The 26,289-nt window shown below is 64.7% G+C and carries 30 protein-coding genes and 1 pseudogene; 17 read left to right on the top strand and 14 right to left on the bottom strand.

What is annotated here, in order from left to right; all coding sequences use genetic code 11:
- The first annotated feature begins 15 nt into the window (after positions 1-15).
- Positions 16-822: a helix-turn-helix transcriptional regulator gene (locus FJ417_RS19005; RefSeq protein ID WP_140784534.1), complete on the top strand. Its 807-nt coding sequence runs from the start codon at positions 16-18 to the stop codon at positions 820-822.
- 6 nt (positions 823-828) lie between these two features.
- Here FJ417_RS19005 and ybaL read toward each other — a convergent pair whose 3' ends face one another.
- Complete coding sequence (gene ybaL / locus FJ417_RS19000; protein ID WP_181183259.1) at positions 829-2,628, bottom strand: YbaL family putative K(+) efflux transporter; 1,800 nt, start codon at positions 2,626-2,628, stop codon at positions 829-831.
- A 37-nt stretch (positions 2,629-2,665) separates the two neighbouring features.
- Here ybaL and FJ417_RS18995 point away from each other — a divergent pair, with 37 nt between their 5' ends.
- Positions 2,666-2,851, top strand: coding sequence for a hypothetical protein (locus FJ417_RS18995; RefSeq protein WP_140784533.1), 186 nt, complete (start codon positions 2,666-2,668; stop codon positions 2,849-2,851).
- On the opposite strand, the gene FJ417_RS18990 is transcribed toward FJ417_RS18995, so the two are convergent.
- Positions 2,839-3,279, bottom strand: coding sequence for a host attachment family protein (locus FJ417_RS18990; RefSeq protein ID WP_140644587.1), 441 nt, complete (start codon positions 3,277-3,279; stop codon positions 2,839-2,841). The two genes, FJ417_RS18995 and FJ417_RS18990, sit on opposite strands and share 13 nt — an antisense overlap.
- 417 nt (positions 3,280-3,696) lie before the next feature.
- Here FJ417_RS18990 and cysG point away from each other — a divergent pair, with 417 nt between their 5' ends.
- The 7 genes and pseudogenes from cysG to FJ417_RS18955 all read left to right on the top strand — a co-directional run bounded on the left by cysG (position 3,697) and on the right by FJ417_RS18955 (position 9,915).
- Positions 3,697-5,145 (top strand): siroheme synthase CysG, encoded by a 1,449-nt coding sequence (gene cysG, locus FJ417_RS18985; RefSeq protein WP_140784532.1) that lies wholly within the window; start codon positions 3,697-3,699, stop codon positions 5,143-5,145.
- Complete coding sequence (locus FJ417_RS18980) at positions 5,142-5,435, top strand: DUF2849 domain-containing protein (RefSeq protein WP_140784531.1); 294 nt, start codon at positions 5,142-5,144, stop codon at positions 5,433-5,435. The genes cysG and FJ417_RS18980 overlap by 4 nt, the downstream gene beginning before the upstream one ends.
- 43 nt (positions 5,436-5,478) lie before the next feature.
- Positions 5,479-7,149 carry a nitrite/sulfite reductase gene (locus tag FJ417_RS18975; RefSeq protein ID WP_140784530.1) on the top strand — a complete coding sequence of 557 codons (1,671 nt, stop codon included), beginning with the start codon at positions 5,479-5,481 and terminating at the stop codon, positions 7,147-7,149.
- Positions 7,124-7,888, top strand: coding sequence for a phosphoadenylyl-sulfate reductase (locus FJ417_RS18970; protein WP_140784529.1), 765 nt, complete (start codon positions 7,124-7,126; stop codon positions 7,886-7,888). Before FJ417_RS18975 ends, FJ417_RS18970 begins: the two co-directional genes overlap by 26 nt.
- A 166-nt stretch (positions 7,889-8,054) precedes the next feature.
- Positions 8,055-8,588: a DUF934 domain-containing protein gene (locus FJ417_RS18965; RefSeq protein WP_140784528.1), complete on the top strand. Its 534-nt coding sequence runs from the start codon at positions 8,055-8,057 to the stop codon at positions 8,586-8,588.
- A 174-nt stretch (positions 8,589-8,762) separates the two neighbouring features.
- Positions 8,763-9,098: pseudogene (locus FJ417_RS18960) on the top strand (GMC oxidoreductase); the annotation flags it as partial.
- Between the two features lie 196 nt (positions 9,099-9,294).
- A complete protein-coding gene (locus FJ417_RS18955) occupies positions 9,295-9,915 on the top strand; it encodes a DJ-1/PfpI family protein (protein ID WP_140644581.1) in 621 nt (206 codons plus the stop codon).
- Between the two features lie 21 nt (positions 9,916-9,936).
- Here the strand turns inward: FJ417_RS18955 and FJ417_RS18950 are convergent, their stop codons facing one another.
- A complete protein-coding gene (locus tag FJ417_RS18950) occupies positions 9,937-10,137 on the bottom strand; it encodes a hypothetical protein (protein ID WP_140644580.1) in 201 nt (66 codons plus the stop codon).
- 217 nt (positions 10,138-10,354) lie between these two features.
- Between FJ417_RS18950 and grpE the strand changes: the two genes are divergently transcribed.
- Both grpE and FJ417_RS18940 read left to right on the top strand, forming a co-directional pair.
- Positions 10,355-10,987: a nucleotide exchange factor GrpE gene (grpE, locus tag FJ417_RS18945; RefSeq protein WP_140644579.1), complete on the top strand. Its 633-nt coding sequence runs from the start codon at positions 10,355-10,357 to the stop codon at positions 10,985-10,987.
- A 101-nt stretch (positions 10,988-11,088) separates the two neighbouring features.
- On the top strand, positions 11,089-11,721 hold the full coding sequence (locus FJ417_RS18940; protein WP_140644578.1) for a trimeric intracellular cation channel family protein: 633 nt from the start codon (positions 11,089-11,091) through the stop codon (positions 11,719-11,721).
- Positions 11,722-11,792: 71 nt separating this feature from the next.
- Here the strand turns inward: FJ417_RS18940 and FJ417_RS18935 are convergent, their stop codons facing one another.
- From FJ417_RS18935 to FJ417_RS18905, 7 genes are all read right to left on the bottom strand, one after another.
- A complete protein-coding gene (locus FJ417_RS18935; RefSeq protein ID WP_140644577.1) occupies positions 11,793-12,680 on the bottom strand; it encodes a GNAT family N-acetyltransferase in 888 nt (295 codons plus the stop codon).
- A 183-nt stretch (positions 12,681-12,863) separates the two neighbouring features.
- Entirely contained in the window at positions 12,864-15,143 is a 2,280-nt protein-coding gene (locus tag FJ417_RS18930; RefSeq protein WP_140784527.1) for a PAS domain-containing hybrid sensor histidine kinase/response regulator, read from the bottom strand.
- 110 nt (positions 15,144-15,253) lie between these two features.
- Positions 15,254-16,243: an MDR family oxidoreductase gene (locus FJ417_RS18925; RefSeq protein WP_140644575.1), complete on the bottom strand. Its 990-nt coding sequence runs from the start codon at positions 16,241-16,243 to the stop codon at positions 15,254-15,256.
- A gap of 54 nt (positions 16,244-16,297) precedes the next feature.
- Positions 16,298-16,786 carry a signal peptidase II gene (gene lspA, locus FJ417_RS18920; RefSeq protein ID WP_140784526.1) on the bottom strand — a complete coding sequence of 163 codons (489 nt, stop codon included), beginning with the start codon at positions 16,784-16,786 and terminating at the stop codon, positions 16,298-16,300.
- 10 nt (positions 16,787-16,796) lie between these two features.
- A complete protein-coding gene (locus FJ417_RS18915; protein ID WP_140784525.1) occupies positions 16,797-17,657 on the bottom strand; it encodes an RNA methyltransferase in 861 nt (286 codons plus the stop codon).
- Positions 17,658-18,740, bottom strand: a complete 1,083-nt coding sequence (locus tag FJ417_RS18910) for a class I SAM-dependent rRNA methyltransferase (RefSeq protein WP_140784524.1) — start codon at positions 18,738-18,740, stop codon at positions 17,658-17,660.
- A gap of 98 nt (positions 18,741-18,838) precedes the next feature.
- Positions 18,839-19,324: a DUF1772 domain-containing protein gene (locus FJ417_RS18905; protein ID WP_140784523.1), complete on the bottom strand. Its 486-nt coding sequence runs from the start codon at positions 19,322-19,324 to the stop codon at positions 18,839-18,841.
- 101 nt (positions 19,325-19,425) lie between these two features.
- Here FJ417_RS18905 and FJ417_RS18900 point away from each other — a divergent pair, with 101 nt between their 5' ends.
- From FJ417_RS18900 to FJ417_RS18890, 3 genes are all read left to right on the top strand, one after another.
- Positions 19,426-20,136, top strand: coding sequence for a YafY family protein (locus tag FJ417_RS18900; RefSeq protein ID WP_140784522.1), 711 nt, complete (start codon positions 19,426-19,428; stop codon positions 20,134-20,136).
- Between the two features lie 70 nt (positions 20,137-20,206).
- A complete protein-coding gene (locus FJ417_RS18895) occupies positions 20,207-20,587 on the top strand; it encodes a VOC family protein (protein ID WP_140784521.1) in 381 nt (126 codons plus the stop codon).
- Positions 20,584-21,009 (top strand): EVE domain-containing protein, encoded by a 426-nt coding sequence (locus FJ417_RS18890; RefSeq protein ID WP_140784520.1) that lies wholly within the window; start codon positions 20,584-20,586, stop codon positions 21,007-21,009. The genes FJ417_RS18895 and FJ417_RS18890 overlap by 4 nt, the downstream gene beginning before the upstream one ends.
- A gap of 65 nt (positions 21,010-21,074) precedes the next feature.
- Here FJ417_RS18890 and FJ417_RS18885 read toward each other — a convergent pair whose 3' ends face one another.
- The 4 genes from FJ417_RS18885 to sppA form a co-directional block, all read right to left on the bottom strand.
- On the bottom strand, positions 21,075-22,037 hold the full coding sequence (locus FJ417_RS18885) for an ornithine cyclodeaminase family protein (protein ID WP_140784519.1): 963 nt from the start codon (positions 22,035-22,037) through the stop codon (positions 21,075-21,077).
- A 22-nt stretch (positions 22,038-22,059) separates the two neighbouring features.
- The gene (locus FJ417_RS18880; protein WP_140784518.1) at positions 22,060-22,389 is read right to left on the bottom strand and encodes a lipopolysaccharide assembly protein LapA domain-containing protein; all 330 of its coding nucleotides are present in this window, start codon (positions 22,387-22,389) and stop codon (positions 22,060-22,062) included.
- Between the two features lie 61 nt (positions 22,390-22,450).
- Positions 22,451-22,735 carry an integration host factor subunit beta gene (locus tag FJ417_RS18875; RefSeq protein WP_027165368.1) on the bottom strand — a complete coding sequence of 95 codons (285 nt, stop codon included), beginning with the start codon at positions 22,733-22,735 and terminating at the stop codon, positions 22,451-22,453.
- Positions 22,736-22,811: 76 nt separating this feature from the next.
- On the bottom strand, positions 22,812-23,768 hold the full coding sequence (gene sppA, locus FJ417_RS18870; RefSeq protein WP_140784517.1) for a signal peptide peptidase SppA: 957 nt from the start codon (positions 23,766-23,768) through the stop codon (positions 22,812-22,814).
- A 390-nt stretch (positions 23,769-24,158) separates the two neighbouring features.
- Between sppA and lptC the strand changes: the two genes are divergently transcribed.
- From lptC to lptB, 3 genes are read left to right on the top strand one after another with little or no spacing between them, the layout of a single operon-like run.
- A complete protein-coding gene (gene lptC / locus FJ417_RS18865) occupies positions 24,159-24,872 on the top strand; it encodes an LPS export ABC transporter periplasmic protein LptC (RefSeq protein WP_140784516.1) in 714 nt (237 codons plus the stop codon).
- On the top strand, positions 24,859-25,452 hold the full coding sequence (locus FJ417_RS18860) for an LptA/OstA family protein (RefSeq protein ID WP_140658057.1): 594 nt from the start codon (positions 24,859-24,861) through the stop codon (positions 25,450-25,452). Before lptC ends, FJ417_RS18860 begins: the two co-directional genes overlap by 14 nt.
- Positions 25,452-26,270 carry an LPS export ABC transporter ATP-binding protein gene (lptB, locus tag FJ417_RS18855; protein ID WP_140644562.1) on the top strand — a complete coding sequence of 273 codons (819 nt, stop codon included), beginning with the start codon at positions 25,452-25,454 and terminating at the stop codon, positions 26,268-26,270. The genes FJ417_RS18860 and lptB overlap by 1 nt, the downstream gene beginning before the upstream one ends.
- The last annotated feature ends 19 nt before the right edge of the window (positions 26,271-26,289 follow it).

The following is a 26,289-nucleotide window of genomic DNA, read 5'->3' as shown; positions in this document are numbered from 1 at the left end:
TAAAAGCCGTCAGATATGAGACAGCCGCTCCGCTGGCCCTGGCTGGATTTCGACGTCGACGACGTGGCCGCGCCGGCGATCGCCATTGGCGTCGATGTCACGGGGACCAAGGCCGAGGTGCCGGCGCATTGGCATCGCAAAGGGCAGCTCGTCTTCGCGCTCGGCGGCGGCGTCACCTGCCGCGTTCCGAGCGGGCTTTGGATGGTGCCACCGCATTGCGGGGTGTGGGTGCCGAGCCGCATGGAACACAGCAACATCGCGACGGCGAATGCTCGGATTTTCTTCGTTTATATCGAACCGGGCGTCGCCGCGTTGCCGGACCGGTGCTGCACGCTTTCGATCTCGCCGCTGCTGCGTGAATTGATCATCGAGCTATCGGAGTGCGCGCCGGACGATGCGCGCGGCAACTTCCTGGGAAGCGTGCTGCTCGCGGAACTGCCCTGTATGCCTGTGCAGCAGTTGCACCTGCCGATCTCGGCCGAGCCCCGGTTGCGACGGATCGCCGAAGCGTTGGCGGACGACCCCGCCGATCGCAGCACCTTGGCCGATTGGGCAGACCGCGTTGCGGTCAGCGAAAGCAGCCTGGCGCGTCTCGTGGTGAAGGAGACCGGCTTAAGTTTCGGACGCTGGCGCCAGCAGCTGCACCTGATCGTGGCGCTCAGGGAACTGTCCGCCGGCGCCAGCGTGCAGCAGGTGTCGGGCGATCTCGGCTACGAATCCGTCACCGCCTTCATCACCATGTTCAAGAAGGCGCTGGGCAAGCCGCCGGCCAAATATCTCAGCGATATCGCGCAAAACGGCGGCTCCGCGTTCGTGGCGTGATGCCAATCAAGCGGGCTGCGGGTTGATCTCCATGGCAGGCCCGGCCCGATCGACGGTCTTGCCGGTCACCACCTCGACGATGCCGCGGGCGATCTCGCGTTCGCCCATGATGACGGTGTCGGCGCCGAGGCCTTTCAGATGCTCGACCTCGGCGTCGGAATGCGCGCGGGCAATGACGTTGATCGCCGGATTGGCCGCGCGGGCCCTGAGCACAACCTGCCCCGCCTCGAAGGCGTTGGGGATGGCGAGGATAAGCCGCCTGGCGCCTTCCGGGTTGGCGGCCGAGAAGACGTCCGCATTGGCGGCGTTGCCGGCAACGGTTTCGACGCCGTCGTCCCGCAGCTTCGCCAGCGTCTTGTCGGCATCCTCGATGACCAGGAAGGGCAGGGCGGCTTCCTTCAGAGCCGCGCCCACCAGGCTGCCGACGCGGCCATAGCCAATCAGGATGGAATGGCCGGCAAGCGCCGTTTTCGGTGGCGGGGCGTCTTCCTTACCCGGGGCCGACACCGAAGCGACCTGGCCGGGCTCGGTCGCCGGGCCGATTGGTCGCTGCTCCACTGTCGGCACAGCATCCTTGCCGGCACGCTTTTCCAGCCAGGGTTTCATCCAGTCCACGATCAGGAACATCAGCGGATTGAGCAGGATCGACAAGATGGCGCCGGCCAGGATCAGGTCGCGGCCCTGCTCTGGCAACAGTTTCAGGCCGACGCCAAGCTCGGCCAGGATGAAGGAAAATTCGCCGATCTGGGCAAGGCTCGCCGAAATCATCAGCGCGGTGGCGATCGGGTAGCGGAAGACAATGACGATGACGAAAGCAGCGATCGACTTGCCGATGACGATGATGGCCAAGGTGGCGAGGATGGGCAGGCCGTTGCTGATCAGGCTGAACGGGTCGAACAGCATGCCAACCGAGACGAAGAACAGCACCGAGAAGGCGTCGCGCAGCGGCAGCGATTCTTCCGCCGCGCGGTGGCTGAGCTCGGATTCGCTCATGATCATGCCGGCGAAGAAGGCGCCGAGCGCCAGCGAGACGCCGAACAGCTTCGCCGCGCCGAAGGCGACGCCGAGCGCGATGGCCAGCACCGCGAGCCGGAACAATTCCCGGGAGCCGGTATGGGCGACGTAATGCAGGATCCATGGAATGACCCTGCGGCCGACCACCAGCATGACGACGACGAAGGCGGCGACCTTGGCGAGCGTGATGCCGACCACGCCCCATATGCCGTAGCTGGCGGGCAGCGAGAGCAGGCTCGCATGGTCGTCGACCTGGGGCTGGCCGCCAAGCACGCCGGCGAGCGCCGGCAAAAGCACCAGCGCCAGCACCATGGCGAGATCCTCGACGATCAGCCAGCCGACGGCGATGCGGCCGCGCTCGGTCTCGATCAGCCGCCGCTCCTGAAGTGCGCGCAAAAGCACCACGGTCGAGGCGACCGAAAGCGCGAGGCCGAAGACCAGGCCGGCCCCCAGCGACCAGCCGAGCAGCCAGGCAAGCCCAACGCCAAGCAGCGTCGCAAAGCCGATCTGCACGATGGCGCCCGGCACGGCGATGGCGCGGACGGACAGAAGGTCCTTCAGCGAAAAATGCAGGCCGACGCCGAACATCAAAAGAATGACGCCGATTTCCGCGAGCTCATTGGCAAGGCTGGCATCGGCCACGAAGCCGGGCGTGTTCGGGCCGACAAGGACGCCGGCGACAAGATAGCCGACAAGCGGCGGGATGCGGAACCGGTTGGCTAAAGCCCCGAAGACAAAAGCAAGCCCCAGACCGGCGACGATGGTGGCGATAAGGGGTGTGTCATGCGGCATTGTCTATGGAGCGCCTTTCAAAAACTGACGATGTCGGATGAGCGCCGTCCAAAGGGTCGACGCCTCCTGGCAATATGGCGGGGAGAGCGGCGATGATGCAACCATCGCCGCGCAGAATTGCAACGGCGCGCGCCGGAAAATCGGCGCCGCGCTGCCAAAGAGACGGCTCTTAGATCAATCAGGCTTCGAAGTTGCGTTCGTTCCGCTGCATCATGCCGCCTGAAGCAGGTTCTCGATGTCGGAAATGGTGTGGTTGGTGAGCGTCTTCGGGATTTCCGCCTGTACCTTCTCACCGACCTCCTTGTGCAGTTTCTGGCGCATCTCGCCAAGCACCTGCGGCGGTGCGATCAGCACGACCGCGTCGAACTCGCCACGATGCGCGAGCTTGTAGAGCCGGTCGGCAATCTCGACGGCGAAGCGCTCCTTGCCGAGACGGTGCCAGTCGGTTTCCTCGACGGCGCTGCGGGGACCCTCGTTGCTCTGGCGGCCTGGCTTGTCGCTGCCTTGCTCGCGCGTGGCGGGGTTCTCCTGCTCCATCTCCTGCACCACTTCCAAATTCGGGAACTTGCTGTCGCCCTGGTTGCGCAGGAAGAGCGCCTTCTCGCCATCGGCCACGACGACCCATAATCCGTGCTTCAGCTTGATGCTCATCGCGTTCCTCCTTGCTTGCATGATTGCCGATCGATGGAGCTTCGGATCGACAAATGGATTGCTAAGCAAACGAGCCGCGAAGCATGATTGTTCCGATCTGGCGGCGGCGCTTCGATCACTCTCAGCCGACGAGGCTGGCGCCGAAACAGCTAAGGCAGGCTTTAATCTACTAACTTAGTAGAATTTAGAAAAAACTGTTTTGCAGCTTTCCCCGTCCGGCGCTAAAAATTACGACGGATCAAGGCAGTTTTTTATGCCGCTCGGGCGGCTTCACTCTCAAAGTAGAATTTTTTTCTCTTGCCTTTCGCGGTTGCGAAAAAGCGATTGCCTGCCGTTCGGCGGCGCGCGAGTGCTTGCCTTCTGATTTTTGGCGTGGCCGCGTAAAACTGCCAAACTGTTCCACTATTGCTCATCGCCATGTCGCCAGCCAACGCCAAGCTCAATGCCTTTCCCGTCTTCATGCGGGTCGACGGCGAAGCCGTAGCCATTGTCGGCAATGGCGAGGAGGCGCTTGCCAAGGCTCGGCTACTTTCGCAATCGAGCGCGGTGCTGCGCATCGTTGCCGACAATGCCAGCGACGGCCTGCTGGATTTCATCGCGTCGGCCGGCGCCGTTCATATCAACACGGCCTATGAGGCCGTGCATCTCCAAGGTGCCGTCCTGGTGTTCGCGGCCAGCGGCGATGAAGCGCTCGACCGCCGCATAGCCGAGGACGCACGCCGGCTGGGCATCCCGGTCAACGCCGTGGACCGTCCCGATCTCTGCGATTTCTTCACCCCGGCCTTAGTCAACCGGGCGCCGGTGGCGATTGCCATCGGCACCGAAGGCGCCGGACCGGTCCTGGCGCAGATGCTGCGCGGGCGCATCGACCGCATGCTGTCGCCGTCGCTCGGCCGGCTGGCGGCGCTTGCCGCTTCTTTCCGCACTGCCGCCGAGACGCTGCCAAAGGGCCATCGCCGCCGCCGCTTCTGGAGCGATTTCTTCGCCGGCGCGCCGGCCAAGGCCATCGAAGCCGGCGAATTCGCTCAGGCGCATGGCGCGGCGCTCGAGCTTTTGGCCCAGGATGCTCCGGTTGAAGGACATATCGCGCTGGTCGGCGCCGGTCCGGGCGCGGAGGACCTTTTGACTTTGCGCGCGCATCGCCTGCTGATGGAAGCCGATGCCATCGTCTACGACGCGTTGGTGCCGGAGGCGATCGTGGCCATGGGCCGCCGCGACGCCGAGCGCCTGCCGGTCGGCAAGCGCAAGGGCTGCCATTCCAAGAGCCAGACTGAAATCAATGCGCTGCTCATCGAGCTTGGCCGCGCCGGCAAGCGCGCGGTGCGGCTGAAGTCCGGCGATCCGCTGGTGTTCGGACGCGCCGGCGAGGAAATGGCAGCACTTCGCGAGGCCGGGATCGCCTATGAGGTGGTTCCGGGCGTCACCGCCGCTTTTGCCGCCGCCGCCGATTTCGAGCTGCCGCTGACGCTGCGCGGTGTTTCGTCGTCGATGGTCTTCACCACCGGGCACGATCTCAAGGGCAACTCGCTGCCCGACTGGGCCAAGCTCGCCATCTCGGGTGCGACCGTCGCCGTCTATATGGGCCGTTCGGTCGCGGCCGAGGTCGCCGGCCGGCTGATCGAAGCGGGGCTGTCGCCCGACACGGCGGTTGCTGTCGTCGAAAACGCCAGCCTCGGCGAGCGCCGCCGTTTCCACGGCACCCTTGCCGACCTGCCGTCGCTGGAGGAGCGCGCCGATCTCACCGGACCGGTGATGACGATCATCGGCGATGCGGTTGCCGGCGCCAATTTTGAACAATCCGAGCCGCTCGCGGCACACAAGCATGAGGGCGCGGCTTCAGCCGTCGCCCAAGGAGTTGAGCAATGAAGGTTCTCACCGCGAACAGGCTCTCCGACGGCATCGCCGTCTGGTACGCCGATGGCGGCTGGGCGGAGACGGTAGGTCATGCCGATATCGCGCATGACAAGGCGGCGGAGGACCGGCTGGAAGCGATCGGCGCCGCTGCCGCCGCCAACAATGAAGTCCTGGACGTCAACGTGATCGACGTCACGGTTGTCGATGGCTTGGTGGAGCCGGTGCGGTTGCGCGAGAAGATCCGCGCCGCCGGCCCGACCATCCATCCCGATCTCGGCAAGCAAGCGGCGCGGGCGGCTTAAATCCAAGGTAGGCAGCGGGCGGACGCGCCCTGAAAGACGAAGCATGTACCGTTACGACGAGTTCGACCACGATTTCGTTCAGGCCCGTGTCGCCGAGTTCAGCGACCAGGTGAAGCGCCGGCTTGCCGGCGAAATCAGCGAGGACCAGTTCCGGCCGCTCCGGCTGATGAACGGCGTCTATTTGCAGTTGCATGCCTATATGCTGCGCATTGCGGTGCCCTACGGCACGCTCAACAGCCGGCAATTGCGCATGCTCGGCCACATCGCGCGCAAGTACGACAAGGGCTACGGCCATTTCACCACGCGCCAGAACCTGCAGTTCCACTGGCCGGCGCTCGCCGACGTTCCGGCGATCCTGGCCGATCTCGCCAGCGTCGAGATGCATTGCATCCAGACCAGCGGCAATTGCATCCGCAACGTCACCGCCGACCATTTCGCGGGGGCGGCCGCGGACGAGGTCGCCGATCCGCGTCCCTACGCGGAAATCCTGCGGCAATGGTCCTCGGTCCATCCGGAATTTTCGTACCTGCCGCGCAAGTTCAAGATCGCGGTGACGGGCGCCGAGCGCGACCGGGCTGCCATCCAGGCGCATGACATCGGCCTGCACCTGAAGAAGAACGCGGCCGGCGAACTGGGTTTTGCCGTTTATGTCGGCGGCGGCCTGGGCCGCACGCCGATGATCGCCAAGAAGATCCGAGACTTTCTGCCGGAGGCCGAGTTGCTGTCCTACTGCACGGCGATCCTGCGCGTGTACAACCTCTACGGCCGCCGCGACAACAAGTACAAGGCGCGCATCAAGATCCTGGTGCACGAGACCGGCGTCGAGGAGATCATGCGGCAGATCGAGGCCGAATGGCAGGAGCTCAAGGACACCGATTTGAAGTTGCCGGAGGCCGACATCCAGGCGATCAACGCCTATTTCGCGCCGCCGGCGCTGTTGGCCCGGCCGGAAGGCGATGCCCTCGTCAAGCAAGCGCGGCTCGATTCCAAGAGCTTTTCGGAATGGCTCGACCAGAATGTCGTGACGCATCGCCATCCCGACTACGCGGCGGTGACGATTTCGCTCAAGGGCATCGGCGAGGTGCCCGGCGATGTCACCGACAGTCAGATGGAAGCAGTCGCCGACATCGCAGAGAAGCATGCGTTCGACGAATTGCGCGTCAGCCACGAGCAGAACCTGATCCTGCCGCATGTGGCGCGCGCCGATCTGAAGGCGGTCTATGACGCGCTGGTCGAGATCGGCCTGGCGACCGCCAATTCGAACCTGATCAGCGACATCATCTCCTGCCCGGGCCTCGACTATTGCGCGCTGGCCACGGCGCGTTCCATTCCCGTGGCTCAGGAAATCTCGCGCCGCTTCGCCTCGCTCGAGCGGCAGCGCGAGATCGGCGAATTGAAGCTGAAGATCTCCGGTTGCATCAACGCCTGCGGTCACCACCATGTCGGCCATATCGGTATCCTCGGCGTCGAGAAGAAAGGCTCCGAGCTCTACCAGGTGACGCTCGGCGGCTCGGCCGACGAGAACACCTCGGTCGGCGAGATCATCGGCCGCGGCTTCTCCTCGGAAGAGATCACCGATGCCATCGAGCAGATCGTCGATACCTATCTTGGCCTTCGGCTCAATCCCGAAGAACGTTTTATCGACGCCTACCGCCGTGTCGGTCCCGCGCCGTTCAAGGAGGCGCTCTATGCTGGCGAAACCAAGGCCGCTTGACAGGGTAGTCGGCGTCGAGGCCGGCGTTGCCGCGGAAGCGGCGGGGCTGGACGCGCTGCTCGGCCATCTGAAGCCGATCGAGATCATCGAGCGCTCGGCGCGCGAAGCCTTCCGCGGCGAAGTCGCCGCGGTGTCGTCCTTCGGCGCGGACTCCGCCGTGCTTCTGCACATGATCTCGGAGATCGACCGAACCTTGCCGGTGATCTTCCTCGATACCGGCAAGCATTTCGAGGAGACGCTCGGCTATCGCGACGCGCTGGTCGCCGATTTCGGCCTGACCGATATCAGGGTGATCAAGCCGGAGGAGGCCGCGCTCGAACAGGTCGATCCGACCGGCAGGCTGCATGAGACCAACACCGACGCCTGCTGCAATGTGCGCAAGGTCGAGCCGCTGGCGCGCGGCGTCGAGCCGTTCCGCGCCTGGTTCACCGGGCGCAAGCGCTTCCAGGCTTCGACACGCGCGGCACTGCCCGTCTTCGAGGCGGTCGGCTCGCGCATCCGCATCAATCCGCTGGCGCATTGGACGACCGCCGACCAGGCCGACTACATGCGCGCGCATGCGCTGCGCGAAAATCCACTGGTCGCCTATGGCTATCTTTCGATCGGCTGCTTTCCCTGCACGCAGCCGGTGCAGCCGGGCGAGGATGCGCGCAGCGGCCGCTGGGCAGGCCACGCCAAGACCGAGTGCGGCATTCACCTCTCCGGTTTGGAAAAGTCGCTGACCGACGCCTCACTTTAGGCTATGCCGATATTCAGGTGAGGCCGGCCTGCAAACGGCGGTTTCCTGCGCTTCCGGTGCTCACGTACTTCAAGTACGCTCCGCTCCGGGTCTCGGAAGCCACCATTCTCGGCTCGGCCTGACCTGACTCTCGACATACCTTGGATTTTTGAACTTAGGAATTTTGATGACTGGATCGACGACAGCGGGAACCCGCCTCTGGACCCCGGATGGTTTTCGCGAGGATGAGTGGACGCATGCCGAAAGCGCCGAGGCGCTGGCCGGCAATGGCCGCTTCATCCTGCCGCTGCAGGTCTTCCTGGGGCTGGACGAAGAGGTCCGCAAGTCGGCGCGCGAACGCCTTGGCGTGCTGCTGCAGCCTGGCGATGAGCTCGACAAGATAACCGGCCTGCTGGACCAGCTGTCGCTGGTGGCGCTCGCCTTCCCCGCCTTCAATGACGGCCGCTCTTTTTCCAAGGGCGAATTGCTGCGCGCCCGGCATGACTTCAAGGGCGCGGTGCGCGCCACTGGGCAAGTTCTGGTCGACCAGTTGCCGCACATGCTGCGGCTCGGCTTCGACGAGTTCGAGGTCTCCAATCCGGTGCTCTTGAAGCGCCTGGAGGAAGGCCGCACCGGTGGCCTGCCGGTCTATTACCAGCCGGCCGTGGAAGTGGAGCCCAGGGATCCGAAATATTCGTGGCGGCGCAAGCGTCCCAGCTGACGCCGCGGCATCTTTGCAAGCCACGCCGGCGGGCATTCTCTCAGGTGAACGGACGGAAACATCCGCCGGCAGGAGAGGATGCGCTACGACCATGTCATCGCCGGCGGCGGCTGCGCCGGCTCGACGCTTGCCGCCAGGTTTTCCGAAGACCCGTCGAAGACGGTCTGCCTACTCGCCGCTCTTCTGCTCAAGGGCGTGCGGATGACGCGCGCCATATTGGAGGCGCCGGCGCTGGCGCGCCAGGGAGATCTACAGCGCCAGCGCTTCGAGCGATGCCGAATTGATGGCGCATATCAGGGCGCGCACCGACACGATCTACCACCCCGCGGGCACCTGCAAGATGGGCGTCGACGACATGGCCGTGGTCGACCCGCAGCTCAAGGTGCGCGGCTGGAGGGGTTGCGCGTGGTCGACGCCTCGGTGGTGCCGACCCTGATCGGCGGCAACACCAATGCGCCGACGATCATGATCGCCGAGAAGGCCGCGGACATGATCCGGGCGACCACCTGAACGCTTGGTTTCTTGGTCGGACCAGCCTCTTCGATTTTCCCGGCATGGCGTCGTTCGGGTATGCCGGCAGGTGCAATCAAATTCATCTGGTCAGACCACTTGTGCGATTTTGACTTCCCCTCCCGTTATCTTGCCCCTAGGATAGGGTCATTATTTCGTGCTACGAAATAAATAGTCAGCTAAGGGAGGAAACGGCATGGCAGGCAAGAAGATATTGATGCTCGTTGGCGAGTTCAGCGAGGAATACGAGATTTTCGTCTTCGAACAGGCCATGCACGCGGTCGGCCACACCGTCCATGTCGTGTGCCCGGACAAGAAGGCCGGCGACGTGCTCAAGACCTCATTGCACGACTTCGAGGGCCACCAGACCTATACCGAAAAACTCGGCCACGACTACATCCTCAACAAGACCTTCGCCGAGGTGAACCCGGCCGACTACGACGCGGTCTACGCGGCGGGCGGGCGCGGGCCGGAATATATCCGCATCGACAAGCGCGTGCAGGCGCTGGTCAGGCATTTCCATGAGACCGGCAAGCCGATCTTCACCATCTGCCATGGCGCGCAGATCCTGATCGCGGTCGATGGCGTGGTGCGCGGCAAGGAAGTGGCGGCGCTGCATTATTGCGAGCCGGAAGTGACGCTTGCCGGCGGCATCTATATCGATGTCGCGCCGACCGGCGCGCATGTCGACGGCAATCTGGTCTCAGCCAAGGGCTGGCCGGGCCTTGCCGCCTTCATGCGGGAATGCCTGAAAGTGCTCGGCACCGAGATCCGCCATGGCGAAGCGCTGATGCGTGACGACCGGAAGGCGGCCTGAATCGTCAGTCGCGGCGCGCGGCTACCGACGCCGCCCGCCGCCTGCATTCTCAGCCTCTGCGCCGCTGAGGCGGTCAAGCAGGTCGCTCAGTTGCCGGGGCACTTCCTTTTCCAGGCGAAATGCGGGCAAGGTGCGCAGAAAGCGCTTGGTCGCTTCGCTGCCCGCCTGCCGCCTGATATCGTTGGCCAATTCGGCGCGCCTGTTGCCTTTGTTGCCGTTCATAGCCCCAAAATCCTGTGTTGGCTTCGAAACTCCTCCAGCCCGCTTATGGTTCCCGCAACGGCATTTGAGGGCAAGCAAAGCCGCGTGGTACGGTAAAATTTGAATTAATTTGGAATGACAGCCCGACATTGGACGCCAGCGCTTACCCCTTGATTTTTCGCTTCCAAACCTCGATATCGGGCGCAAATCCAGACCAATCCGAATGACGGGAAACGCGATGAGCGACCAGGCAAAAGACGAACGCACGCCCGAAGATATGGAAGCCACCCAGGCTTCCGGCGAGCGTGCGGAAGGTGGCGTCGACGGCGACTACGAAGCGCTGGTGCGGCTGCTGAAGGAAAACGAGGAACTGAAGGATCGCGCGCTGCGCACGGCGGCCGAAATGGAGAATTTGCGGCGGCGCACCGCGCGCGACGTGCAGGACGCGCGCGCCTACGCCGTCGCCAATTTCGCGCGCGACATGCTGTCGGTGTCCGACAATCTGCGCCGCGCGCTGGATGCGATCCCCGCCGAGGCGAAGGCTGGCGGCGACGCCGGTTTCAAGGCGCTGATCGAGGGCGTCGACCTCACCGAGCGCGCCATGCTTTCGGCGCTGGAACGCCATGGCGTGAAGAAACTCGCGCCCGAAGGCGAGAAGTTCGATCCGAACTTCCACCAGGCGATATTCGAGGTGCCCAATCCGGAGGTTCCGGCCGGTACCGTCGTCCAGGTGGTGCAGCCGGGCTATTCGATCGGCGAGCGCGTGCTGCGGCCGGCGATGGTCGGTGTCGCCAAGGGCGGCCCGAAGACGGCCGCCGAGGCCAAGGTCGAGCCGGGTCCGGTGAACGAGCAGGCCGAGAAGGATGCTTGATAGTGAGTAGCGAATAGGGAGTGGTGAGCAGGGGCTGATATTTATCCGCGGCTTCGTGCTATTTCCCTACTCACTATTCGCTACTCACTACTCGCTCAGCCATGAACCCCATCGCGTTGCTCGACTATGCCGGCGTCGCCGTCTTCGCGGCGACGGGCGCGCTTGCCGCGTCGCGCAAAGAGCTCGACATCATCGGCTTCCTGTTCCTGGCCAGCGTCACCGGCATCGGCGGCGGGACGCTGCGCGACGTCATCCTCAACCTGCCGGTGTTCTGGGTCGCCAACAGCGGCTATGTGCTGATCTGCGCCGTGGTCGCGGTGCTGGTCTTCTTCAGCGCCCACCGGTTCGAATCCCGCTACAAATTGCTGCTGTGGCTCGATGCCATCGGACTTGCCGCTTTTTCGGTGATGGGCGCGGCCAAGGGGCTGGCGATCACCGGCTCGCCCGTCGTGTCGGTCATCACGGGCGTGCTGACGGCGACCTTCGGCGGCATCTTGCGCGACCTGCTAGCCGGCGAGCCCTCGGTTCTGCTCAGGCCCGAGATCTATGTCACGGCCGCCCTTGCCGGCGCCACCATCTTCACCCTTGGCGATCTTGCCGGCCTGCCTGCGCTGGTGTCCAGCGTGCTCGGCTTCGCAGGCGCATTCATGGTGCGCGGCGGCGCGCTTAAATTCGGCTGGTCGTTTCCGGCCTATAAGAGCCGGCCGGGGCGAAGGCCGGAGGACATTCCGTGAGGGAGTAGGGGTTAGTGAGTAGTCAATAATGACAAAGCTCGAGTGATGGTGCCCACCACTACTCACTAGAATCACGCCGCGAAGCGCTGGCCTTCGCCGCCATAGTAGTTGACGTAGCGGGCGCCGATCTCCTTGACCGGCATGACGACGAAGACGTCGACGGTCGAGAATTCGTGGTCGATGACGCAGCCGTCGCCGATGCGGGCGCCGACGCGCAGATAGCCCTTGACCAGCGGCGGCATGGCGGCGATCGCCGCCTTGGTGTTCACCGCCTCGATCGGCATCAGGTCCATGGAGCAGTAGCGTCCCGGAACCGCGCGGACATCCCACGCGGAATCGGTGCGGCAATGATGGGCGAGATAGGTCAGCGCCTCGGCATGCGCCGCCGGCACGATGCCATGGAAGGAGGCGCAGCCCGTCATCACGCCGATGCCGTAATGGTTGATATAGGCCCAGATGCCTTGCCAGAGCGCCTCGATGGTGCGCTTTGAGCGGTATTCCGGCAGAACGCAGGAACGGCCGAGCTCGAGGAAGCGCTGGCCGGGATGCCGCGCGATCAGCTTGGTGAGCTCAAATTCGCCTTCGGAATAGAAGCCGCCGGCGGCCGTGGCGATCTCCTGCCGCAGCAAGCGGTAGGTGCCGACGATGCGGCGATGCTCAGGACCGGGAAGGGAGGTATCGGACACAAGAAGGTGATCGCAGAGCGGGTCGAAACGGTCGGCGTCGCGCCGGTCCTGCGCCTGGAACAGGTCTTTCCTGGCGCCAAGCTCGTCGTAGAATACCCGATAGCGCACTTCCTGGGCGGCGGCGATTTCGGCCTCGTTGCGGGCGAGCCGCACTTCGAGATTGCCGATGCGGCCCAGCGGAGCACCGCTTGCGACGGCGTCGGCGGTACGGGCGGCGAGCAGGGCGCCGCCGGCATTCGGCCGAGTGTCACATTCAGGCACGACTGTATGCACGAGTGATTCTCCTTCGAGCCATCCCTCTTGGCACGGGGATACGGTGTAGGTGCAACAGGATTGTGACAGTACCGTGATACGACGTGGCGGGCAATACTTTGTCGGCTGGGCAATACCCTCAACCGGCTATCTTGTGATCGCGAAAGCCAGGCAAGCCAAGGCGTTCAAGGGTTAAAAATTTCCTCAGGCGGCAACCTGGCCCTCGACTGCCTGGACAAGCGCGTCCGGGTCGAGCGGCTTGGTCACGAAACCGCTGGCGCCATGGGCGAGCACGGCATGCCGGGTCTTTTCCTGGCTGTCGGCCGAAAGCACCATGATCGGGATCGGCGGCATTGCCAGCGACTCTTCATGACGGCGGATGGCGGCGATCGCGTCCAGCCCGTCCATGACAGGCATATGCAGGTCCATCAGCACCACATCGAAGCGGAACTTGAGGCCGGCATCGGTAATGGCATCGACCGCGGCCTTGCCGTTGCCGACGACCTTGACGCGATGCCCGGCCTTCAACAGCGTGGCACGGGCGAGCATGGCGTTGATGTCATTGTCTTCCGCGATCAGCACCGACAGGCCCTGGTCGCGCTTGCGCACCGAGGGCGCCCCGCGCGGCTCCGGCCGCGGCTGGGCGAGCGTGGAGCCATGGCTGGTCAACAGCACCCGCAGCAGGGTCTCGCCGCGCACCGGCCTGGCGAGGAAGGTGGCGTAGCCGCTGGCGCGGAATTCGCCGAGCATGCCGCGATCCGTCGGCGCGATCAGGGTGACGGCCTCGCAGTCGGCGAAGCCCGAGTCGCGCAACCGCTTGAGCAACCTGCCGTCGCTGTTTTCGAGCGCGGCGTCGATCAGGAGCACGTTGCAGCCGGCGGCGAAGGGGGCGGCCTGGCTTGGTGTCGTCGCGATCTCGACGATGCCGCCATGGGCCCTGATCGTGCGGGCGATGGCATCGGCCTCGATGGCGTTTTTCGACACGATCACCGCCCGCCGGTCGGCAAGGATGTTGTGGCGATGCGGCGGCGGCTCGGTCGCGGCGACTGCCGGAAGCTCGAGGACGAATTCGGACCCTTCGCCGAGCCGGCTCGAAACCGAGATCGCGCCGCCCATCGCCGTCGCCAGCCGCTTCGAGATGGCAAGACCGAGACCCGCGCCGCCATGCACCCTGGTCGAGGTGCCGTCGGACTGCTCGAATTCCTCGAAGATGCGCTCCATGTCCTCTTCGCGCAGGCCCGGGCCGCTGTCGGCGACGGTGAAGCAGATGCGGTCCGTGGTTTCGGTGCGGGCGCGCGCCACGGTGAGCAGCACGCCGCCCGCGTCGGTGAACTTCACCGCATTGCCGATGAGGTTGAGCAGCACCTGGCGCACGCGGCCGGGATCGGCGGTGATCATCTGCGGCACGTCGGGCTCGACATGGCAGCCGAGGCCGATGTTCTTGGCGAAGGCCTTCGCGGCCAGAAGCTCGATGATGTTGTCGGCGATCTCGCGCAGGGAGGTCGGCTGCGGCTCGGGCTCGAAGCGGCCCGCCTCGATCTTGGAATAGTCGAGCAGGTCCTCGATGAGCGCGAGCAGCGCGCTGGCCGAAGTGGAAACGGCGCCGACATAGGTGCGCTGCTCGGGCGAGAGGTCGGTATCGGCAAGCAGCTTCGCCATGCCCATGATGCCGTTCATCGGCGTGCGAATCTCATGGCTGACGGTGGCCAGGAAGCGCGATTTGGCCAGGCTGGCATATTCGGCCCGTTCGCGCGCGGTGATCAGTGAGGATTCGGCGCGCTTGCGGGCTGTGATGTCGCGGGCGATCGCGCGGTGCGAGACCGCGCCCGTGTCCTTGTCGCGCACCGACAATTCGATCCAGGAGAACCAGCGCGGCCCGTTCGGGGTGCGGATCGCGACATCGGTGGAACTCAGGCATTCATGATCGGAGAAGGCGGCGTCGGGAACGATGCCGACATCGATGCCAAGCTCGGACAAGGTCTTGCCGGCAAGATCGCGCGCCTCGACCTCGACAAGCGAGGCGAAGACGCTGTTGGCGTAAACGATATGGCCGTCGCGATCACGGTGGACGACGAGGTCGCCAAGCGCGTCGATCAGGCCGCGGAAGCGTTCCTCGCTCTCCTGCATCTCCCACATGCGATCGGCGAGCGTCTCGATCTCGGCGCGGCTGCGGGCGGCGGTCTCGTCGAGAAGCGCTGCGGTGCGCCGCTCGTCGCGACGGCTGCGCAGATGCATGGCAAGGCCGGCAAGCGCGGCGGCGGCAAGGCCGATTGTGATGATGAGCGGCGCGCCGGTAAGATGCGCCAGTCCCGCCATGACGGCGATGGCGACGATCGTCAGGAACGGCAAGCCTTCGTGGCTCGCCGCGGGCAATTCAGGAGCCAGCGGCGGCGCGACGAGCACCCGCCGCTTCGGCGCATTGGGTATGAGCCTGTCAGCGCCCGCGGCTTTGCTGTCCTGTCTGATGTCGGAGTCCGCGACCATGCGCAGATCATGCCAGATAGAAATTATGGAAGACTGGGACGGATCGTTCGAATTTTAGCGATTGCGCGGATTCTAACCACCGCATGCGCGGGCGAAACCGCCATTTCCAGCTACATATCGACGACGACGCGGCCCCTTATCTTGCCTTCGACGATGTCGCGCGCGGCGGCGACAATGCCGTCGAAACCGATCGTGCGCGACAATGTCGACAGCTTCTTCAAGTCGAGATCGGTGCCGATGCGGCGCCATGCCTCCAGGCGGACCGCCTTCGGCGCCATCACCGAATCGATGCCCAGCAGCGAGACGCCACGCAGGATGAAGGGCGCGACGCTTCCCGGCAGGTCCATGCCGCCGGCCAGACCGCAAGCGGCGATCGCGCCGCCGTAGGAGGTCATCGACAGCGCATTGGCCAAGGTATGGCTGCCGACCGAGTCGACGCCGCCTGCCCAGCGCTCCTTGGCGAGCGGCTTCGCCGGCTGGCTGAGCTCCTCGCGCGAGATCACCTCGGCCGCGCCGAGGTCGATCAGATAGGGGCTCTCGGCGTTGCGGCCGGTCGAGGCGATGACATGGTAGCCGAGGCTCGACAGGATCGAGATGGCGACCGAGCCGACGCCGCCGGCGGCGCCCGTCACCACCACCGGGCCGCGGTCCGGCACGATGCCGTGCCGCTCCAGCGCCATGACGGAGAGCATTGCCGTGTAGCCCGCCGTGCCGACGGCCATCGCATCATGCGCGCTCATGCCCTCGGGCAACGGCACCAGCCAGTCGCCCTTGACGCGCGCGCGGCCGGCATAGGCGCCGTAATGCGTCTCGCCGACGCCCCAGCCGTTGAGGATCACCTTGTCACCCTTGCGCCAGTCGGCATGCGAGGAGGAGATCACGGTGCCGGCGAAATCGATGCCTGGAACCAGCGGCCAGCGGCGCACGACCGGCGCCTTGCCGGTGATGGCGAGCCCGTCCTTGTAGTTCACGGTCGTCGCCTCGACGGCGACGGTGACATCGCCTTCCATCAGGTCGGCCTCGGTGAGGTCGACGACATCGACGGACTGCTTCTTCTCCGCATCGCGCGAAACGAGGATGGCTTTGAAGGTATCCGACATTTTTCTCTCCTCGGTTCTGGCTGTTGAGAAGTCTGCGGTTTCAACCGCGTGAGGTCAATTGCCCGGATCCTGCGGCTTGGCCTCGCGGCCCCAGCCGATCAGCTCGTCGAAGACGACAAGCGCGGCGCCGACCGAGATGAAGGCATCGGCGAGATTGAACACCGCGAAGGACCAGACGGGTGTGTGGAACAGGATGTAGTCGATGACGTGGCCGTAGACGGCGCGGTCGATGAGATTGCCGAGCGCGCCGCCGATGATGAGCGCAAAGCCGATGCGGGCGACGACATGACCGGCAGGCGTGCGCGCGGCGAGGTAGAGCACGAAGGCGACGACCAGCACGGCGATGACCACCAGGCCGGTATCGCCGAAGGACTGGAACATCGAGAAGGCGATGCCGGTGTTGTAGGTGCGGAACAGCGCCAGGAACGGCAGGAGATCGACCTTGTCCTGAAAGGCGAGACCGTTCTCGACCAGTTGCTTGATCCACTGGTCGAGCGCAATGGCGATGACGACCAGCACGACGTAAGGGGACCAGGATTTCACTTAGCAGTCCTCATCGGCTGTCGTTAGCAGGCTCGAGCTTCAACGCGCCGCGCCGGATCTCGAACAACATCACGCCGGTGGCGACCGCCAGATTGAGCGAATCGGCCCGGCCTGCCTGGGGGATTCTGAGCAGCCGGTCGCAGCTTTCGGCGAGGCTGTCCGGCAGGCCCTGCTGCTCGTTGCCCATCAGCAGCAAGACCGGCCCCCTGGAGAAATCGACGGAGCGATAGTCGACCGCGCCCTTGAGGTGCGTTCCGGCGACCAGGCCGGAAAAATCGCGCCGCCAGGCAAGGAAGGCCTGCTCGGTCGCCCTGGCGACCGGCACGGCGAAGATCGAGCCCATGGTGGCGCGCACCGTCTCCAGCGAGAACGGGTCGGTGGTGTCGCCGACCAGGATGACGCCCTTGGCGCCGACGGCGTCGACGGTGCGGATCACGGTGCCGAGATTGCCCGGGTCGCGCACCCGGTCGAGCGCCACCCAGACGTCGCCGTCCCTGGCGCGGATGTCCTTCAGCGGCACGGTCTGCTGCGCAAAGACACCGACCACCATTTGCGGGTTTTCACGGCGGGTGATGGCCGCGAGCACCTTTTCCGAGACTTCGAGCACCGTGCCGCCGGCGGCAACGGTCCGCGCGGCGGTCTTTTCGACGGCCGCGTTGCCGCGTCCGGCCTTGGCGAAGACCAAGGTCCTGATCGACCAGCCGAGGTCCAGCGCGTCGATGACCAGCTTCAGGCCCTCGGCCATGAAGGCGTTCTGCTGGTCGCGGAATTTCTTGAGCGCCAGCGCCTTGATGTCCTTGACCAGGGGATTGGCAAGGCTGGTGACTTCCTTGACCTGCCCGACAGGGCGCGCGCCGTCATGTGCCGTCATTCAAGCCACCCAGCGCGAGAACAGCGAGGTCGACAGCACGCGGCCGGCCGATTTCTCGCGAATGATCAGTTCGCCGGATTCGATCGTGCCGCCCATGCCGGCGAAGGTATCGCGCATCAGCGCATGGATGGCGAAGAAGGAGGCGCGGATCGAATAGGCGGTGAGAACGACGGCGAGCGGCTTCGGCGTCAGGATCGAGCGGCAGAGGTCGGTGAGGCCCGGCAGGTCCTCGAACAATTGCCAGACCTCGCCCTTGGGACCGCGGCCATAGGCCGGCGGGTCGAACAGCACGATGTCGTAGCGGCTGCCGCGGCGCTCCTCGCGCTCCGCGAACTTCACCGCGTCCTCGACGATCCAGCGGATCGGCTTGTCGGCAAGGCCGGCCATTTCCTGGTTCTCGCGCGCCCAGCCGATCGCCTTCTTCGAGGCATCGACATGGGTGACCTCGGCGCCGGCGCGGGCCGCCACCAGCGAGGCAAGACCGGTATAGCCGAACAGGTTCAGCACCTTGACCGGACGCTTCGCCGCCGCGATCAGCCCCGCCATATGGTCCCAATGCGAAGCCTGTTCCGGAAAGACGCCGACGTGACGAAACGAGGTGAAACGGCCGAGATAGTCGATGCCGTCATGCTTCATCGGCCAGGTTTCGCCAAGCGGCGCCTTCGGAAAGCGCCAGCGGCCGATGCCTTCCTCATCGGTGTCGCCGGTGAAGATGGCGTCGGCGCGCTGCCATTCCTTCGCCGGAAGGGCCCGCTGCCAGATCGCCTGGCCTTCGGGACGCACGATGCGGTAGGGGCCGTATTGCTCGAGCTTCTCGCCGGCGCCGCTGTCCAGCAGCGCGTAATCGGCATTGGGCGCGACTTCGAGGATCAATGGCAGGCGCTCGGCGGGCAGCACGCCCTCGCGGCGCGCGAGCACGCGCGGCGCCGGTTTGGCGTCCTGCCGGTCCGCCGGTCTCGTTTCACGTCGCTCGGCGGGTGCGGCCTGCTGCCGTCCGGCCGGGGACGCATCACGCGGGCGGGGCTGTTCCGCCCTTGCGGGATGCGGGCGGCCATCGCGGCGTTTGTCGCGAAAAGATTTCAAGAAAGATCATCTCCGGCGGTTCGGCCCGCTTCTGCCACAGCTCAGCCCACCGGCGCAACAAAGCGCGGCTCATTCAATGGTGTTCAATGGTGGGGTCATCAGCCTTGCCGGACACCGAGCAGGCCGAAACAAAGCGAAATGAAGCCAAGCGCCTTCGCCACGGTCACCGCCATGTGGCCGGTCTCCCAACGGAGCCGGACGGCCTCGAAGTTCTCTGGAATTGGCCCTGGCGTCCAGGTCGCGAGGATAGCATTTGCCGGTTTGACGAGGCCGAACCAAAGCGCCAGCGAGACCGCATAAAGCAATGCGGCGACGAGCACGAATCGGAAGGCAAGCGGGTCTCGACGCAGCATCCAGGCAAGCAGCGCCGGACAGAGGATCGCCACGACGTCCAACGGCGCTCCGATCGCGGCAAAGAGCTGGAACTGCGCGTTGAAGACCGTCGCCTCACGCCAGAGCGCCGGCGACCATCTGGTCAACCTGGGCAGCGATTCCAGCACATGGGCAAAGGAGGGCCCAAGGCTGAGCGCCGCGACGAAAGCGGTCAGCACCGACCAGAACAGCAGGAATCCGCGCATCTCCATTGCGGAGACAACGGGAGCGGGACGCAGGCGTTCCGTGGCATCGGTGTGCTTGCCGTGATGTGCGGGCCAGCCCTATTGTCCAGCACACCGGTTAGGCAATCATGTCCCGTTCAGCCCGCCTGCTCGACCTCGTCCAGATCCTGCGCCGCCACCGCCGGCCGGTGAGTGGCCGCATGCTTGCGGACGAGATGGGCGTCTCGATCCGCACGCTCTATCGCGATATCGCGACGCTGCAGGGGCAGGGCGCGCCGATCGAAGGCGAGGCCGGGCTTGGCTATGTGCTGAAGCCCGGCTTCATGCTGCCGCCTTTGATGTTCAGCGATGAGGAGATCGAGGCGATCGTGCTCGGGTCGCGCTGGGTGGCGAAGCAGCCGGATAGAAGGTTGGCCGCCGCCGCGGCCGATGCGCTGGCAAAGATCGCGGCAGTGCTGCCGGATGATTTGCGCGAGGACCTCGACGCAACAACGCTGCTTGTCGGACCGCGATCGGAAAGCGTCGACACGATCGACCTCGGTGTCGTGCGGCAGGCGATCCGCGAGGAGCGCAAGCTCGGTTTCCTTTATCGCGATGCCGGCGGTTCGACGTCGAAGCGCGTGGTCTGGCCATTCGCGCTCGGCTTCTTCGACAAGGTGCGGGTGATGGCGGCGTGGTGCGAGACGCGCCAGGATTTCCGGCATTTCCGCGCCGACCGGATATCCGACCTGACAGCGACCGACATCCGCTATCCGCGCCGCCGCCAGGCGATGCTGAAAGAATGGCGGGCGACGCTCGATGCGCCGGGCCAGAATGGAGCGAAAGACGATTCCGGCTGATCGATGCTGCCAGAATCTGACAGCAGGCCAACGTATGGTTCGAAAGGTTCAGACACTTTGGAGATCAGACATGACCACGCCGAATTTCGTCATCCTCTATGTCGACAGCCCGGAAAGGAGCGGTGCGTTCTACGCCTCGTTGCTTGGACGCGAGCCGGTCGAATCCTCGCCGACCTTCGCGATGTTCGTGCTCGACAAGGGTTTCAAGCTCGGCCTCTGGTCACGCCACACGGTGGAGCCGGCTGCGACGGCCACAGGCGGTGGTGGCGAGCTTGTGCTTGCCGTCGAGAACGCGGCGGCGGTCGATGCCACTTACGCGGATTGGACTGGCAGAGGCCTCAACGTGCTGCAGGCCCCAACCGATCTCGATTTCGGCCGTACTTTCGTCGCGCTCGATCCGGACAATCATCGTCTGCGCGTCTACTGGCCGTTCGAGGGAGCGCAAGGATGAGCGCCTTCTGGGTTGCCGTCGCATCGGCCGAGCACGTGCGGATCGGCCGCAAAGATGGCTTCATGCAGGTCAATCACGGCAAGGCGGCCCCGTTGCGCCGTATCAAGCCGGGCGACGGCATCGTCTACTACTCGCCGAGCACCGTGCTCGGCGAGAAGGACGGGCTGCATTCTTTCACGGCGATAGGCACGGTGCGGCAAGGGGAAGTCTATGAGGGCGTCATGGGCGGCGGGTTCACGCCTGCGCGGCGCGACGTCGACTGGCGCGAGGCCAAGGAAGCGCCGATCAAGCCGTTGCTCGGCAGGCTCGATTTTACGGCGGGCAAGCCGAACTGGGGCTACCAGTTGCGCTTCGGCCTGTTCGAGATCAGCGAACGCGATTTCCGGCTGATCGGCGAAGCGATGGGGGCCAACCTGACCTAGGTCGTTGCTTGATGCATGCCGTTGTCGCAAAACCGAGGTCACTTTTGCGCGACATGCATTAGCGGCTACTTGAGCGCCTTGTAGACGGCGATGCCGGCGGCGAGATCCTCAAGCGCCGCGCCAACCGACTTGAACAGCGTGATCTCGCTGTCGTCTTGCCGGCCCTGTTTCTCGCCGCGCGCGAGTTCGTGCAGATCGGCGACGATCGCTTCCGGCTTCAGCACGCCCGAGGCCAGCGGCTGGACGATGTCGCCGGCCTCCTTGGTGGCGCCGGCGCGGGTGTCGACATAGACGCGGGCGCGGGAAATGGCGTCGTCATCGGCCTCGCGCATATCGGGCGTGAAGCCGCCGACGAGATCGACATGGGCGCCCGGTTTCAGCAGCGCGCCCTTGACCAGCGGCGTGTTCGAGATCGTCGCCGAGGCGACGATGTCGGCCTCGGCAAGCTCGGCGTCGAGATCGCCGGCGGCACTCGCCGGAAGGCCTTCGGCGCGCAAGGCGGCTGCCACCTTTTCGGCATTGGCCGGCGTGCGGTTCCAGATGCGGATGGATGTGATCGGCCGGACCGCCGAATGCGCCTTGGCAAGGAAGGGCGACAGCGCGCCGGCGCCGATCACCAGAAGCCGCGAGGCGTCCTTGCGGGCGAGATAGGAGGCCGCGAGCGCCGAGGCGCAGGTCGTGCGCCACTGGGTCAGCCGCTGGCCGTCGATCAACGCCTGCGGCTCTCCGGTGACGCCGTCCAGCAAAAGGTAGAGGCCCATCACCGCCGGCTTGCCTTTTGTGTTGTTGTCCGGCGACACGGTGACGATCTTGACGCCGATATGGCCTCCCGCCGAGGTGCCGGCGGCGTTGAAGTCGGTCCAGGCTGGCATCAAAAGCAGGGTCGAGGCGGCGCCATCCGGGCGCGCCACGTCATGATGATGGCGAACCGGCTGCACGGCGCCTTCGCGGAAGGCGCTGCGCAATGTCTCGACAAGGCCCGGAAAGGTCAGCGCGCGGTCGACCTCGGCGGCCGAAATGGTCAGCATCGGAAGCTCCGTGAGGCGTTAGTTAGTTCGCTTTGGGCAGCGCCGGTCCGTTGGGCGCCACGGGCGCGCGGCTCACCGCCTGGCGCAGGTTCTCCGCCTCGAGGCCGCGCTGGCGCGCGAGCTTGCGGTAGCGACCCTGCTTCACCCAGGTGGCCAGGCTGCCAACGACCATGCCGATGGCCAAAGCCAGGAACAGGAGGATGAAAAGCGGCAGGCTCAGCGTCAGCGCCGGGTTGCCGGGATGGAATGGGTCGACCGTGAAGGCGACGGCGCCGCGGTTGGCGACGGCGAGCGCGATCAGGATGATTGCCAGCGGCACGAAGACCACGACGAGGATGAAGCGATTGAACATCAGATCTCCATGGTGAAGCGGCTTTGCGCCAAGATCCCGTTTCAACCCGCCGGCGCGGCGCCTATTTGCCGCCGTTCAGCCTTTCGCGCAACTCCTTGCCGGTCTTGAAGAACGGCACCCACTTTTCCTCGACTTCGACGGATTCGCCGGTGCGCGGGTTACGGCCGGTGCGGGCGGGACGGTTTTTCACCGAAAAGGCGCCGAAACCGCGCAATTCGACCCGGTTGCCCTCGGCAAGCGCATCGGTGATCTCGTCAAAGATCGCGCCGACGATGTTTTCGACATCGCGCAGAAAAAGGTGCGGGTTGCGTGCAGCAATGATCTGCACAAGCTCGGATTTGATCATACAACGTTCCCCGTAAAACCACAGCGATCGATTATCAGGATGATTTTATTGCTTTTTTGGCTGGTACCAACGGCCCTCAAGGGTGCCAGACCGAAACGAGACCGTCAAGAAACAAGCGGTCGGCACCGAGCTCGTGAATGACATCGCCGCCGGCATCGGGCAGGCCGAGGGCCTTGGCCGCCATTTTTGCCATCGACTGGGAAAACAGGAAACCGCCGCGCCTGTCCTTGTCCTTCCACTCGACGACCTTGAGCTTGCCGTCCACGCCCTTTGTCGCCAGCCAGTCGATCGCCTCCTGCTCGCCGCCGACGGCGTCGACCAGATGGTTGGCCAAAGCCTGGCGGCCGGTGAAGATCGAGCCGTCGGCCAGCGCCAGCGCCTGATCATGCGTCATCTTGCGGCGGTCGGCGACGATGCCGACGAACCAGTCGTAACTGTCGAGGATCAGCTTGCGCACCATGGCGCGCTCGTCGTCATTGGTCGGCTTGAAGGGCGAGGGCGAAGCCTTGAGCGGCGACGATTTCACTTCCTCAAGCTTGATGCCGAGCTTATCCATGAGGCCGCTGACGTCCGGATACTGGATCAGCACCCCGATAGAGCCGACGATGGAGGTCTTGCGGGCGACGATGTGGTCGGCGGCGCTGGCGATCATATAGCCGGCGGATGCCGCCAGCGTGCCGACTTCGGCCACCACCGGCTTGTCGCCGGCAAGCTTGCGCACCTGCTCGAAGATCGACTCTCCGCCGACCGTGGTGCCCCCGGGCGAATCGATCGAGAGGATGACGCCCTTCACCTCCGGCGACGTGCGGATAGCTTCCAGCCTTTTGAGCAGTTCCTCGTCTTCGGTGATGGTGCCTTCAATCTTGACCTTGGCGATATGAGGCACTGCCCGGCCGGTAAAATTGTCGTCATAGACCCAGGCCGAGAAGGCGATAATTGCTGCCGCCAGAACCAGAAACGCGGCGACGCGCCAGAACGTCAGCTTGCGGCGCAAGCGGCGGCGGTCGATCAGGTCGTCGGCTCTCATTGCCATCGTCAGCCTCGTGGATGGGTGGAAGCACGCTTTTAAAGCAAGCCTCGGCGCACGGCTACCGTTTCCTGGAGCGGTCACCGCTTCACGGAATGGTGATACGCACTATTCCTTGTCCTGATGCAATTCCCGTCGGAAAACCGCTCGGACTTGTCCTGGAATTGGCTTGAAAGACCTGGTTTCGGGCTTCGGCGTTGACGTCGGCCTCACGAAAAATTAACGCAAGCAGTCCGTATCTGCTATGAAGTACAAGCCGTCTCGCCGGATTCCTCTCGATTTTGCGGGCGGCAGTTGTCACATTTTTGCAGTTTTCCTCCGCTTGTGCTTGCTTGTAGGTGCCGGCATACCACCTATAGGCGGTGTTTGGGCGGGCAAAGGTCCATTAGAAAAGTCATGTTGGCGCGATCTGACGAAACGAGCGATGCCGGTGAGACATCGGCTCCCGCGAGCCAAGACGGCACGCGTGGCGATGCCTTCAACCGCGCGCAGCGGCACTCGCGCCGCGTCCGTGTGCTGAAATTCGCCGTGCCGCTGCTCGCGGTCGCGATCGCCGTCGCCTTTCCGGTCTACTCCTACCTCAAGGCGCCCCTGTCCGTCTCGGTGCAGGCCGATGGTACGGCGTTCTCCGACGGCAAGCTGGTGATGGCCAATCCGAAGCTCAACGGCTTCACCAAGCAGAAGCTGCCCTATTCGCTGACGGCGACCAGGGCGACGCAGGATGTCGGGCAGCAAGCCGTCATCGACCTCGACGGCATCAATGCCAAACTGCCCGTCGCTACCGACAACATCGTGTCGGTCGACGCCGCGCACGGTATCTACAATCGCGACGCCAATACGATGGACCTGACCAGCGAGGTCAGCGTGACGACGACGGACGGCCTGGTGGCGAAGTTCAAATCGATCTTCCTAGACATGGGCAAAGGCTCTATGAAGACGAGCAATCCGGTCGACGTCAGCCGCGGCGGGTCGCGCATCACCGCGGACTCGATGTCGGTCGAGGACAATGGCAGGCTCGTGGTCTTCGAGAACCGGGTTCGCGTCAACATAGATCCAACTGCGCTGAAGGCAGCGGGGGTAAACGGTGGAGAACAGAATGCGTCGCAGTAAATCCGCATGGCTTCCGGGCGCTGCTTCCGCATTGCTGCTTTTGGCAACCGTGCATTCGTTCGCGCAATCGAGCGCGACCAGCCAGATCCCGGGGTTGAAACTGTCAGGCGACCAGCCGATCCAGATCGAAAGCGATAAGCTTGAGGTCCGCCAGGCCGACAGCATGGCCATATTCAGCGGCAACGTCACCGTCAATCAGGGGCCGACCCTGCTCAAAGCCGGCAAGATGACGGTCTACTACGTCAAGGACCCAAAAGCTGACAAAAGCGCGGCGGCCGGCGCATCGGCGATGACGGGCGCGGCCAATATCGACCACCTCGAGGTCGAGAACAAAGTCTACATCAAGTCGAACGACCAGATCGCCACCGGCGACACCGGCAAATTCGACATGAAGACGCAGGTGCTGGTGCTTTCGGGCAAGGAAGTGGTGCTGTCGCAGGGCGACAATGTGCTCAAGGGCTGCAAGCTCACCGTGCAGATGAAGAGCGGCCTCGGCAACGTCGAGGGCTGTCCGCGCGTCATCATGATGTTCAAGCCGCAGAAACAGGACGCGCAGCAGCAGGGAGCGTCGAGCAACTAATGGCCGGCGTGACTTCGCTGCTGGCCCGTCTTCCGGGACGGGCGGCCGCACAACCCGCTGCGCCGGCGACGGTCGGCACCGACAAGGCGAAGTTCAAGGGCACCCTGATCGCCAAGGGGCTGACCAAGAGCTACAAGGGCCGCAAGGTGGTGAGCGGGGTGACGCTCGGCGTGCGCGCCGGCGAGGCGGTCGGCCTGCTCGGCCCCAACGGCGCAGGCAAGACCACCTGTTTCTACATGGTCACCGGCCTTGTTCCCGTCGACGAAGGTTCGATCGAAATCGACGGCTTCGATGTCACCTCGATGCCGATGTACCGGCGGGCCCGCCTCGGCATCGGCTACCTGCCGCAGGAAGCGTCGATCTTTCGCGGCCTGAATGTCGAGCAGAACATTCGCGCCGTGCTGGAGGTGGTGGAAAAGAGCCGCAAGGAACGCGAGCGCACGCTCGACGAACTCCTCGAGGAGTTTCACATCAGCCATCTGCGCAAGGCGCCGTCCATGTCGCTGTCGGGCGGCGAACGGCGTCGCCTTGAAATCGCGCGGGCGCTGGCGACGCGGCCGGCCTATATGCTGCTCGACGAGCCCTTCGCCGGCATCGACCCGATCGCCGTCGCCGACATCCAGCAGCTCGTTCGCCATCTCACGGCGCGCGGCATCGGCGTCTTGATCACCGACCACAATGTGCGCGAGACGCTCGGCCTGATCGACCGCGCCTACATCATCCATGCCGGCCAGGTGCTGACGCATGGCCGCGCCGACGAGATCGTCGCCAACGCCGATGTGCGGCGTCTCTATCTCGGCGAGGGTTTCACGCTCTGACCCGCGGGTTCCGACGCGG

It is taken from the genome of Mesorhizobium sp. B3-1-7 (genome assembly GCF_006439385.1).
Taxonomy (GTDB): Bacteria; Pseudomonadota; Alphaproteobacteria; order Rhizobiales; family Rhizobiaceae; genus Mesorhizobium.
This window is presented reverse-complemented; position numbering and strand designations above follow the sequence as displayed.